Genomic DNA, 13,249 nt, shown 5'->3' with positions numbered 1-13,249 from the left:
ATGAAAAAGATTTTTTTATGCCTTGCACTGTTAACTACAGTATTGGTGTCATGTAAAAAGGAGAAAGCACTTAATGTTGATATTACAAAATCTAATTTAGATACCTATGCGAAGGGCGAACTGGATAAATGGCTGGATGTAAACTTTTTAAATCCATATAATATAGAGGTTTTGTATCGTTTTGATCGGTACCAGGCCAGTATTGATAAGGAAGTTTCGCCAGTATTGGAAGAAAACGTGCAGCCGATAATGGAAGGCGTAAGTGCTATATTTATAAAGCCCTATCTTGATATAACAAACAAAGCCTTTCTTCTGCCTATTTTACCTAAAGAAATTGCACTCTTTGGTACAGGCGAATATTCTGATGAGCAGATTACATTGGGAACTGCAGATGCCGGAAGGCAGATTAACCTTTACGAGGTGAATCAATATGATAGAAATAATAGATTTAGTGTTTTAGGAACTTTAGACAGGCCAGCTGCATTTCATACTATGCACCATGAATTTACCCATATTCTTAACCAGAATATACCAGTTCCGCCAGCGTTTGAAGCAATTTCTTCTAACTATATCGGCTCTGCCTGGGTTGGAGCTGGTAATCCTGCTTCGCTCGCAAAATCTTTAGGCTTTATAACCAGGTACTCTAGAAATAATAAGGACGAAGATTTTGCTGAGATGACCTCTACTTTGTTGGTTGAGGGACAAGATGTATTCGATGCTTACGTAAGTACCGCTACTGATCCTACAGCAATTGCCAAGTTGCGCAAAAAAGAACAGATGGTTGTTGATTATTTTAAGTCTGCTTTTGGTATCGATTTCAGGGCTTTACAAGCAAAGGTTAAGTTAGCAATGGAAACTTATGCGCCGGTAGTTATCACTCCTCCTATCAGTAATTATAACGCAGGTTCTTACGGTGGATTTTTTATTGATAAAACCGCAACAAACCAGGGAACTGCTTATGTTACGGCATTTAATTCTACCAATACATTAACTACTGCAGGGGGTTACCCGATTCAGAATATTGTTGAACTCAGTTTTGTAAACAGGGCAGCCAATAGAACTGATATGGTGCTTAAAGTGAAAACAAATACTGCTGTGGAGTTTTGGTATAATTTAAGAGGAACAATTTCTGTATCTGGAAACACGGTAAAATATGCATTAGGAACCCCAGGTACTGCAACTCAATATTCGAATGGAACCGCATTTCAAACACGATTTAAACCATTATTAGATTATCTAACTACAAAAACGTTTGCGCTTAACTGGGTTGATACCATTGTTCCCAACTCGAAAGATGTATCGCTCGGGTTTTTTGATACAGCTAACAATCAGCTTGGTTTTTATGGTACAATAATAAGAAACTAACAAATGGCATGTTTGATGAATTTTATATCATTCACGTAAAATAAAAGTGTTTTACTTTAAATAAGATTATACATGAAAAAAATATTTATAATAGGTTTTTTTGCATTACTTATTATTCAGGCTTGTAAAAAAGATCAAGAGTTAATTGATGGAAAACGGCCGGAAGAAAGAGTTGCAGAAAATTTGGAAAAGTACAGAAATGAACTAACCAGTAGCCCAAATGGTTGGGTGGCATATTTAGGAACAACCCTAGTTGGTGGCGGCTATAATTTTTATATGTCATTCGACAAAAACAATAGAGTGGTAATGCGAGCCGATTACAACAGCGATGTTGCCCTTGAAACAATAGAAAGCACCTATAGGGTAAAACAGGTATTGGCTCCTTCTTTGATTTTTGATACCTATACACTTTTACATCGATTACAAGATCCAGATCCAGGTTCTTTTGATGGAGATTACTCAGTAGGGTATGGATCTGATTTTGAATTTGAAATTAGAGAGCAGGTTGGTGATACCTTGAAATTGATTGGTAAAAAACGTAAGGCACCTCTTATTTTGGTAAAAGCTACAGCAGATCAGAAAGCATTTTATACCAGCGATAAATTTTCTGACAATATTGAGGGCATTAGCACTTTCTTAGCTGATAATCCGTTTACCTACATCTTAGATCCAAAAGATAATACTAAAAAAATACAGGTATCAATGAGCCCGGATGTTAGATCAAGATCTTTTGCGCTGATTTCTACAAACGCAGGCGAAATTATTACGAATTCGGGTGTGTTTTCATTTTCAGATGCGGGCGCACGTTTAAATACACCTGTTAAGCAGGGCGATGTAACCTATACGAGTCTAAGCTGGGATAATGTAGCTGAAAAACTTTATCTGGTTTCAAGTACAGGAACTAAGGTTCAAATTCTGGTTTCAAATACGCCTATACTGCCATTAGATATCCTAATTGGCTCAGTATACTCGTCTCTAACCTTGCCAAATGCTACGCAATATCCTGGCTGGTCTGCAAATTTTGTGACCAGAAGGGCTAGTGCTGCCTCTGCAATATTAACTGGAGGTTACAATTTAAGGTTGGATATGATGCAGTTTATATTTAATGGTAAAGCCAAAACATTAACATTAAATGCAGCCATTTATCAGAATGCGAATGGATTTTTAGCAGTATATTCTTACACCTATGCTAAAGCAGCAGATGGTACATTTAAATTCACTTACATTGGTGCCAATGGAAATGGATCTTTAATTATCCCGGGAATGAATCCTTTATTGGCTGATCGTATAAATGCTGATGATTTTAAACTTGATTATTTTATTAATCCTACCACAGGAGCCATTTTGGGGCAATTTATTAGTGTACAACACCCAGATTTCACTTTTTCAGGAGCTTTACAATAATATTAAATAGCTCTTAAAAGTCTCACCTTGGGGTGAGGCTTTTTAAATAATATCTGTATTTTAAAATTGATTTATGAGACATGTGCTTTTAGTAAAAATAATATTCTATTTCAGCATATTTAGCGGTTTATATTTTTTCCTTACGTTTAATGGAGGCTTTTCGCAGCTTAATTCGCCTGTAATCAATGGGCTATTCGAATTTTTTACCATACCATTGGTAGTCGTTCAACTGACTATATTGTGTTTTTCAATATATAAAGTGATTACTAGTAAACAGCAAATATTTTTTTTAATAACAACAATTGTAATATCTGTTTTGATTTTTTCTTTTATGTTTATTAATAAATAGTTGATTCCTGCCGGAAATAGCCAATATTAATGTCAAATTTGATTCAGGTTTTATAGAAACATTCCTTTACACAAGACACTTATTAAATACATCTTTAACCTTTAAACAGCTTCTAATATGAAAAAACGTATTACCCTATTGCCTCAAAGAACAAAAATTTTGTTTGTTCTTTTTGGAATCTTTACATTACTCTTTTGCTTTAATGCCTGTCGAAAAATTTACTCTCTTGATGAGAATCAAAATGAAAAAAGCAATTTTAGCACAAACACACACAGCATAGATTATAGTGCCGGCCTCTCCGATAGTACATTGCATTTTAAAATTAAGGTTTACAAGAATGATAATCACTTAACGCAGATAGATGAAACATTCGATATCGATATGCGGAAAAATAGTTTTAATAAAAATATTGCTAACATTTTGAAAGAGAAATCAAAAAATGTTGAGTATGATAAACTTAGTTCAAACGATGTAAAGATAATTTGCAATGCAATTAAAGATATGATTACTAAAAAAATAGAATCACTATCACCTGATGAGATAAAAAGCCCTAAAATTCAGGGATTATATTTAAGTCTGTCTTTTGCAAGGAGATTATTGAAAAATAAATCGGCCACGTATCCAAATTTAACTGGTTTACGCAATAAAAATACTCTTAGTACTGTTGTAAATCCTTTTGATACACCACCCAACCAAATCCAACCCTACCTATACGAGCAAGATGTTTATGAGGGAACAACAATCGGTTTGTCTCCGTTTATTTTGAATGAAGATATTATTATCAACAAAGAAGATTTATTATTAGTCATTTCTCAAGATCTTTCCTCTATTGGACAAGATAGCAAAGGATTATACATCTTTCAAACAGTACTTAATGGTATAAATCAGTCAACCTTTACGCTTAAGGATTTTCTACGAGAAATAGATACTTACCGAGCCTTACATCCAGAGTTGATCGATAGTTTTGGAGGCTGGTGGCCAAGCGGTAGTGATCATGGTTGTTGTGGTAACTATGTTGGAAGCTGTAAAGTTTGGCATCCAATCTGCTACATTCATGATAAAATATGTAAAAAATGCACACCCAGATGGTTTTGCTTAGGTGGTTGCATACCAGATAAAACATCATCTGAATTTGGTCCACAACCTTTTACTTTAATTGAGGATTCAGAAAACGAAGCTAATTTAATCTTTTTGCCACAGCCTTTACCAGATTCCGTATATTATGCCCAATCTCTAGTTGTTTTAAACTTAATAAAGCCATCTCGTAAAAAGCCAATATTTTACAGTTCGACGGATAGAAAATACTATTCAGACGCTGCTTTTCAAATTCTATTAGAAAATGGTTATTATGTGTTACCTGATGATCTTTTGTCTAAAAAATATTATCGTATTGTTAATGGTCAAGTCGCATCAACTGGCGTTGCAGTATATCGATAGGTCTATTTGTCATTATAAAATTTTATAACCATGAAAAAATTATTATTGCTTTTTGTATTGAGTGTATTTTCCGTAGTTGGATTATCCTCATTTGAACCATTTTCAAACCAAACCATACAACGGCACACAGAGCCAGTACTTATCGCAGTAAGCGTTGATGGCTACTCGGGTGAATTGTACTTTGATGATGCAACAGACCAATTTTTAAGCGGAAGTGTAAGTAAAGCAATTCCTAATGGAGGTGGATTATATAGAATGTATACCATTAATTCAGTGAATGGAAATTTATCACGTTCATTAATAAACAATCAGATTACCCATTTTGATGGAAATATTTATGGTTCTTCTGGCTCTAGTTTCTCCGTTACATTAACTTTAAACTCGAGTAACAACTCGGCATTAATTGCACAATAAAAGTTATCCTCTCTAAAACCTCACCCTAAAAAGTGAGGTTTTTTTATGACATAATTTTTAAACCCCTCCATCCGTTTATTCTTATATTTGTAAACGATGAAGAAGAAAGCAATTTTTATCCTGTTTGTTTTGGTATTAACCTTTGCGGTAAGTCCCAATGTTAACGCCCAATGTTCCATGTGTACCATTAATGCCGAACAAGGTGTTAAAAACGGGAATACACAAACTGCAGGCTTAAATACAGGCGTATTGTATCTTTTATCTATTCCCTATTTAATGGCTGTTATTGTTGGCGTAGTCTGGTATAAGAAATACCGCAAAAAGAATGTCCATCTTAATATGAAAAAAGAACCTTTTAATTTAAATTAAAAGTATGTCTGAGCAAACTACCTCAAAACTTTACGCTATTGTACATTGTAAATGCCCGCATTGCCGCAGAGGAGCTATTTTTACAGGCAGTATGTATGGCTGGAACATTCAGCATACTAAAGAAATTTGCGGGCATTGTGCTCAACGCATAGAAATTGAACCTGGTTACTTTTATGCAGCGATGTATGTAAGTTATGCGATGAATGTAATCGAAATGCTTTTTGCCAGTTTTCTCACCTATTTAGTTTTTGGTCCGCTTACCGATGAAACTTTCTGGCCTTATCTGATTGTTATTTTTGCAGGTTGTTTTATCCTGTACCCGTTTAACTATCGATATTCAAGAATTATACTGCTCCATGTGTTATCGCCGAACATTAAGTATAAGCCATATTACGATAAGTAAGTCGGGAGCCAGAGGTCGGGAGTCCGAAGTCAAGAGGTATAGGTTGACTGTTGAAACTGTTTGATGGGGCTTTAGCCTATTGACCATGAACGATCAACCATTTTAAATATAATCTTTCAATTTTTAGCAATGTTAAAAAAAGAAACCCTAAACTTTATAAAAGACGTTGCGGAAAACAACAACCGTGAGTGGTTTGCTGCCAATAAAGATGTTTATGAAGCTGCAAAAGCCGATGTACTCGAACTTGTAGCAAAATTAATCCCCGATCTGGCTAAGGTAGATCCACTGCTATCGGCAGAGGCTGATCCTAAAAAAAGCCTTTTACGTATTTACCGCGATGTGCGTTTCAGTAAAAATAAAGATCCCTATAAAAATAATTTCGGTATCTGGTTTTCGGCCAAAAGCAAAGGAGGGAACGAACCGGGTTATTATCTGCACATCCAGCCAGGAAAAAGCTTTATTGCGGGTGGATACTGGATGCCTGAAGCATCGCATTTAAAATTGATCAGACAAGAGATTGATTATAATATTGGCGATTTTAAAGAAATTATCAACGAAAAGGATTTTAAGAAAAACTTTAAACTAGGTGTGGATAATGCACTTAAAAATGCACCAAAAGGTTATGATCCTGCAGATCCAAACATCGAATTTTTAAAGCTGAAAAGCTTTGAAGCCACCACAAAAATCGATGATGAAGAATTTTTGAAACCGAACCTCGTTAATAAGTTGATAAGTTCTTTTAAAACAGTACAGCCATTAGTTGCATTTTTAAGAAATGCAATAGAACAATAACTAATTAAAAATAACCAATAACCAATTAGCAATGATCAAACAGAATACCTTCTTGATACTTGCTACTAAATACTTATTACTGAATACTTATTACTGAATACCACATACTAAACTCTTGAAACTTTAAACATGAAAAATACCTTTTTTGCCTTTGCCGTTCTCCTCTTTTTTTCTTCCTTAACTTCTTGTGTTGTATTATCTCCAAAAAAGTATAAAGCTTTGTTGGGAACTAAAGACTCACTTTATACCGCATTTAATGAAGGTTTAATTAAAATCGAAAACCTTGAAAAAGAAGTAGCAAAATTGAAAAAGGATACGACTTTAATGGCTGAAGAGCTTCGCGATTTGCAAAGTAATTACAATACCGTTGATGCGAACTATAAAAAACTTAAAAATAATTCTTCAAGTGAGATCACCAAACTATCAGGCGATTTAGCTGCCCGTGAGAAACGTTTAAAAGAAGTGGAAGAGGTGCTGCGCAAACGTGATGAAGCCACCAACTCACTCAAAGAGAAACTACAGCAGGCCTTATTGGGCTTTACCAAAAGCGGTTTAACTGTTGAAATTAAGAATGGGAAGGTATATGTTTCGCTAACCGATAAACTCTTATTCCCTTCAGGAAGTATCATCATTGATGAAAAGGGTAAACAAGCTTTAACGCAACTGGCTAATGTTTTAAAACAGCAGCCTGAAATTAACATTGCAGTTGAGGGGCATACCGATAATCAGAAAATAAATAATCTGGGGCAGATTAAAGACAACTGGGATTTAAGTGTGTTGAGGGCTACTTCTGTTGTACGTTATTTAACAGAGAATGAAAAAGTAGAAAGTGTAAGGATGACGGCAACTGGTAAAGGTGAATTTCAACCCTTGGGTACAAATGCAAATGCAGATGGAAGAAGCAAAAACAGAAGGATCGAAATCGTGCTTTCTCCAAAACTGGATGAACTGTATAATTTGATTAAATAAGATAACAATAATTAATGAAGAACCTATTAACCTGAGTTCTATTATTAAATCTTATTTTGTGGCATTTTAATCAAGTTTTCTGTTAAAGCGGTCGTCACCCTGATCCGATAGCTATCGGATTTATTTCAGGGTCTTTCACGCTAAAAAGATGCTGAAATAAATTCAGCAGGACGATAAAGCGGGATTAGGCGTAAATAAGATATAATTTTCAGCAAATAATTATCGAACTCAGGCTATTAGAATAATCATGTTTTTATGATCAGGAAATGAAGGTGCAGTAGTTTCTGGCATCTTGCAGCCCCGCCATTCACTTCAATCTTTTTGTGCCGCTGTCATGCTGAGGTACGAAGCATCTGTTCATAGGTTACAGATGCTTCGTACCTCAGCATGACAGCAGATTCAGGGTTGCTGCAACAAAAAGTATTTTCGCTGCTGTCGGGTTTAGGCACAAGGGTTTGTACACCCTAAAGCCTCAAAAATGAAAAACTGTCTTAGCCCCTTTAGCCCCGGTTGAAGCATTTACCCTGCAGCAACGAGGTACGAGGAAGCGAAGCGTAAACGCGAAAAACGGGAAGAAATTTAGTATTTTGTACAGGCCTTGCGCTCCAAACGGGAAAAAGTTTTTAATTAGGAATTAAGAGAATATAGTTTTTGGAGGAGAAAGCCTCTTTTATTGGTTTTGGTGCCTGCGGTAAGATTTTAAAATCTTAAAGGTATGATCGAACTCATGACTGCTTAGGTTAGAATAATCAGGCATGGAGAGTTTATGAGTATTTAAAAAGTTTAGGAGTTCTTTAATAACGCTTGATACTTCTTCCGATTCATCGGTATGTTTTAGGGTATCGATCTTACTTAACAGTAAGGTTATTTCTAACATCTTAAAATTATTCTTTCTGGTAATACTCAAGCCGATATTAGTTTCTATAAGCGCTTGTTCGTAATGATGTGTGGCATTATAAAAGCTGGCTTTAAAAACATTAAAGCTGGCCAATATAAAGTTGGTATAATAGGTATAATCGCTGCTGATGATTTTATCTACGAATTGCATAATGCGCTGCGCTTTTTTAAAATAGTTGAGCTTGATGTAGGTTTGCCCTAAATGAAGCAATAAAAAAGGAGAAAATACCGAATGTCTTACGTAAAAAATATTGGGATATTTAGTCAATATGGCCATAATAAAACGATGGCATCCTGCATAATTTTTCTGAGAAAATAAGGCAGTCAATACCAATCTGTAGGAGAGTATTTCGGCAGAGGTGATCTCTTCATTTCTTCGCGGTTTACTTTGATCTATCTCCTGGCAAAGTTTTACAATTTTATCTTCAAGGCTTTTGCTCTCGTTAGGTTTATTAATCAGGTTATTATAAAAATAAAGGATTAAATCGTAAGGATTAATTGGAAATATTTCGTTTAATCTTTTATAATTTCTCTTTAACAGCTGCATGGTATTGGCTAAGCCAATTTTATCTACATCAATAAGATTAAGGTTGCATTCTATTACATGCAGCATAATCTGAACGTCTTCATTCAGTACATTTTCCGATATGTTTTTGATGGTTTCTTTATACAGGTTGCTCATGGTCCGCCCTGTAGTCATAAGGTCGATAAAATCGATACCAATGCTCAACTTATTGAAGTTAGAATTGGGTTTGCTGAGTTCGTATTTCGATACAGAGCAAATAAAATCAAAAGCACTGTTTTTTTCACGGTTTGAAAATGGCAGTTTAAAGATGTTTTTTAAAGCAGAAATTTCGTTACGGTTGATCGCGAATCTGATCGACCAGTTAAGGATATGATCTCTTTGGGGATTTTGGCCAGGAAAACTGTTTAAGATGTGTTCGAAAAATAGTTTACCTGGTTTATATTCAAATTTATCGGTAATCTGTATAAATAGAAAATAGGTATAAATATCGTCGTTTAAAAAGCGGACAATTTCTGTAGGAATGGTTGTACTTAACCTTTTTTCTTCGATGATAATCCCATTATTTAAAAGTTCTGCGTACGCATCAGGATAACAATTGATGTAGCTGAGGATTTTTTCTTTAGCAACCCTTAATTTTTTATTTCCTTCTGAAATGCAATCACTTATTTTTTTGAGGAGAAATATTTTTTCGGTGCTTTTTTTTGCCATAAATACGCGCCTTTCTAAAAAATAACTAATTAATTCATAACATAACAAGGGGTTATTCAGCTCAAGGTGCTGTTGCTCATCTTTGAGTTTGAAATACACCTGTAACCAGAATGGTGTTTTAAACTGGTTCAACAGGGGCAAACTTACGTCTGCCCTATTGATAATCCTGTTTTCTATTTGGCTTAAGGTGTAGAGTACTTCCTCAACATTTAATGATGGTACATTACTTAGGGTGTCTTCATCATAAAATAAGCCCATATACCAGGCCTTAGTTAAAGATGCAGAACCATAAATAGCAGGCTGAAGATTAATCCAGCTATCGGTTCGCAATCCAAATATGAGCTTAACAAAATTATTTTCCTCTATGCTATATAAGAAGTCTATAAATGCTTTAAAATGATGACTTCTGGCTAAATGTCCATCAATACCGTCAACAATAATAATAAAACGACCTTCCCTCTTTTCAGGATTTTTTTTAAAAAAACTGATTAATTCGCTAAGGCTTCGAAATTTAAATTCTTTTAAAAACCACTCTTTTAAAGTACCTCCATTTTGGATAATGGTATTAAGGCTCGCAGAGTTAATTAATAAAACAATATCATTTTTATAAAGGGCATTTTCTGAAAAGAAAAAATACTCTACCATGTGTGCAAGCAGTATTGATTTTCCCTGACCCGGTTGGGCACTTACGGTTGTAAACTGGTAATTGTTTTTTAAGAAATAATCAAAGTCAGGATAAAAAAAACTTCTGTTCGCAGTAGCATTAAATGGCACACCTGAATTATTTTTTTTAGCAATTAACGATACTTCTGTAATGGCATGTGCTTTTAGCTTTAAATCCTGCCAGATACTTTGAACAGAGGTGGTTTGGTTTTTTTTGTCCTTACAAAATGAGTCCCAATCATTATAACCTATATACTGTGACAGGCTATTTAAAGTAAATAATGAGAATTTATGTAATGTGTTCGCAAAGCCAAAGAATCGTTTGATCGTCGTTTCACTTACGTAGTTTTTGGTTTCCTGATATACATACTCAGAAATAATCTTACAATGAGCCGGGTCGATATTTCTCAAACCTGATTTTAAAAGGACAAACTTCCGGAGTTCGATAAGGAGATCGTTAGCGTTCATTAATTAACAGATGGGATGACTTACAGCTAATGTCATCATAATTTCACAATTGAAGAAATCTATTCATCGAGAAAGCCTCGTATGAATAAAATGAATGAAATGCAACAAGATAAAAATGAATAGTAATGGATAGGATAGCTAGCTATTCTAGATTTAGATTTGTCATGATGATATCATACCACATGAAAAACATTACCAAACTCTAGTATTAGTACATAGTAAGTCTTCCAAAATAACGCCTGACATGATGAAAACCCGTACTTTCTCATCCCGACTAGGGATAATTCGCAATACTTGTGTTGCATTCATCGTTCTATTAACGCTCTTCTCTGCCAAATCGTATGCTCAAACTAAAATTTTTGCAAATACTGTATCTGCTCAGAGCAGAGTGGACAATGCATTAAATGCAACTTTAAACGACAATACTTTTGCTACGGTTAATTCGTATGGCGGAATTGCCGTTGGTGTAGGCTCTTATAGCGGTGAACTGGAATTAAAATATCAAGCAGCTGTAGCTGCGGGAATAACATCTTATATCAGAATAGATTTTGATGGAGGTGTACTGAACAGTTTATTAGGGGGAAGTTTGGGAACCTTGCTGGCTAATGTAGGCGGAACGGTAGTTCTTGGGAATCATTCATTTCAGGTGGGCGCCAGAAACGGTGCTTCTGCAGTTCCCCCAAACGGCGGTAACAGTGTTAATGGATTTTCTTCAGATAATCTGCGTTTGGTAAAAGATGCAAATGGTTTTTTTTATATCGCAATAACTCCCACACAAGCTTATGATAGGGTATTTATAAAAGATGTAACCAATGCACTTTTGGTTTCGGTTGCTAATAATACAAAGGTTTATTATTCTTTTTATACTTCAGGTACTGATCCTTGTGCCCAGGCATTTGCTACTGGTTATGAAGGAACAGGTATTACACTCGATGCCTTACAGCTGGGAAGTTCTGGCGTAACAAATAGTGAAAGGGCAATAGATTCAGATCCAAATAATTTTTCTCAACTTAGTTTAGGGGTGCTTGGCGTGGGATCATCCATTAGCCAAAATTTCTATTTTGCAACAGCATCAAATCCTGGTGAAGATATTAACCTGCGACTTAGCGCTTCTCCTGCATTACTAACGGCAGGGCTTTTACAAAACATTTCTATAACTGCATATAATGGCGGTACCCAGGTATACACAGGCTCATTCCCAAATACTTTAAATCTGGATTTATTAGGTTTACTAAATAGCGGGCAACCAGTATCGATACCTTTTTCTCCAGGTACAAATGTAGTGTACGATAGGGTGAAGGTTACATTGGGATCTGTAGTTGCGCTAAACCTTACACAAACCATTAATGTTTATGGGGTAATCCGCTCTGCGGGCAGGCCAACGCCGGTAAGTGCAGCAATTGCCGCATGTTACAATACTACAGTAGCTTTAAACGCTACTACTCCAAATACCAACGAATTAAGATGGTATGAAGCAATAGAAGGAGGAACAGCATTACAAACAGTTGCTTTTAATGGTACCTTTACTACACCAGCATTAACGGCTACTAAAACTTATTATGTTGCTGCAAGAAGAGTAGGCTGTACAGCCGAATCGGCAAGAATACCCGTTGTAATTACCGTAAATCCACAAATTATTTTTAATGGGGCAACATTAATAAATGCCACTCGAGGTTTTGCCTATGCTAAACAATTAGATGTAGCTACAGGTGGAACAGCGGGTTATACTTATGCCCTGGCTGCAGGAAGTACACTGCCAACAGGCTTAAGTTTGTCATCAGCTGGCGTAATTACCGGAACACCAACCATAGCCAATGCTTACACTTTTTCTGTAGTTGCAACTGATGCCAAAGGTTGTAAAGCAACCGCAACTTATAATTTAACGGTTACCGCAGCATTGGTACTTACACCGGGCGCATTACCTGATGGTTTAACAGGAACTGTTTATCCAACACAGACTATCCCGGCTGCAACTGGTGGAACAGGGCCGTACACTTATACAGCAACAGGTATTCCTCCTGGCTTAAGTTTTAATCCAACAACAAGAGAAATTACCGGAACACCAACCCAACCTGGAATATATACGATACCGGTTACGGTTGTTGATGCAAACGGTAATACCATTACTTCCAGCTATACCATAAAAATTACTGATCCTCTATTGTTACCTACAGCGACCTTAGCTGATGGAACTACAGGAACAGTTTATACTACGCAGATTATTCCAGGTGCAGCCGGAGGAACTACACCTTATACTTATTCGGCAACAGGTCTTCCTCCGGGTTTAACTTTTAATCCATCAACCAGAGCCATTACCGGTACACCAACAACTATTGGTACTTATACAGTGCCCGTTACAGTAACAGATGCTGATGGAAAAATGGTGACAACCAATTATACCATCAACATCAATAACCCATTGTTGTTGCCAGCTGCAACTTTGCCAGATGGAACAGAAGGAGCAGTTTACACTACGCAAACTTTA

General features: G+C 35.8%; 10 protein-coding genes. 9 read left to right on the top strand and 1 reads right to left on the bottom strand.

From position 1 onward, the window contains the following. The 8 genes from IM793_RS19035 to IM793_RS19000 all read left to right on the top strand — a co-directional run bounded on the left by IM793_RS19035 (window position 1) and on the right by IM793_RS19000 (window position 7,502). Complete coding sequence (locus tag IM793_RS19035; protein WP_193424113.1) at window positions 1-1,365, top strand: substrate import-associated zinc metallohydrolase lipoprotein; 1,365 nt, start codon at window positions 1-3, stop codon at window positions 1,363-1,365. A gap of 72 nt (window positions 1,366-1,437) precedes the next feature. Further along, a complete protein-coding gene (locus IM793_RS19030) occupies window positions 1,438-2,769 on the top strand; it encodes a DUF4302 domain-containing protein (protein WP_193424111.1) in 1,332 nt (443 codons plus the stop codon). A 466-nt stretch (window positions 2,770-3,235) separates the two neighbouring features. Then, window positions 3,236-4,555 carry a hypothetical protein gene (locus tag IM793_RS19025; RefSeq protein WP_193424109.1) on the top strand — a complete coding sequence of 440 codons (1,320 nt, stop codon included), beginning with the start codon at window positions 3,236-3,238 and terminating at the stop codon, window positions 4,553-4,555. A gap of 30 nt (window positions 4,556-4,585) precedes the next feature. Continuing rightward, the gene (locus IM793_RS19020) at window positions 4,586-4,969 is read left to right on the top strand and encodes a hypothetical protein (protein WP_193424107.1); all 384 of its coding nucleotides are present in this window, start codon (window positions 4,586-4,588) and stop codon (window positions 4,967-4,969) included. Window positions 4,970-5,065: 96 nt separating this feature from the next. Continuing rightward, entirely contained in the window at window positions 5,066-5,338 is a 273-nt protein-coding gene (locus IM793_RS19015) for a hypothetical protein (protein ID WP_193424105.1), read from the top strand. Between the two features lie 4 nt (window positions 5,339-5,342). Further along, the gene (locus IM793_RS19010) at window positions 5,343-5,741 is read left to right on the top strand and encodes a DUF983 domain-containing protein (RefSeq protein ID WP_121283982.1); all 399 of its coding nucleotides are present in this window, start codon (window positions 5,343-5,345) and stop codon (window positions 5,739-5,741) included. Window positions 5,742-5,870: 129 nt separating this feature from the next. Continuing rightward, window positions 5,871-6,533, top strand: coding sequence for a DUF2461 domain-containing protein (locus IM793_RS19005; RefSeq protein WP_193424103.1), 663 nt, complete (start codon window positions 5,871-5,873; stop codon window positions 6,531-6,533). Window positions 6,534-6,662: 129 nt separating this feature from the next. Continuing rightward, on the top strand, window positions 6,663-7,502 hold the full coding sequence (locus IM793_RS19000) for an OmpA family protein (RefSeq protein WP_132403022.1): 840 nt from the start codon (window positions 6,663-6,665) through the stop codon (window positions 7,500-7,502). A gap of 670 nt (window positions 7,503-8,172) precedes the next feature. Here the strand turns inward: IM793_RS19000 and IM793_RS18995 are convergent. Then, entirely contained in the window at window positions 8,173-10,764 is a 2,592-nt protein-coding gene (locus IM793_RS18995) for a hypothetical protein (RefSeq protein WP_193424101.1), read from the bottom strand. A 388-nt stretch (window positions 10,765-11,152) separates the two neighbouring features. Here IM793_RS18995 and IM793_RS18990 point away from each other — a divergent pair. Continuing rightward, a partial coding sequence (locus IM793_RS18990; protein WP_193424100.1) for a putative Ig domain-containing protein occupies window positions 11,153-13,249 on the top strand: 2,097 nt, incomplete at its 3' end.

The sequence above is a fragment of the Pedobacter sp. MR2016-19 genome (assembly GCF_014947265.1).
GTDB lineage: Bacteria > Bacteroidota > Bacteroidia > Sphingobacteriales > Sphingobacteriaceae > Pedobacter.
This window is presented reverse-complemented; position numbering and strand designations above follow the sequence as displayed.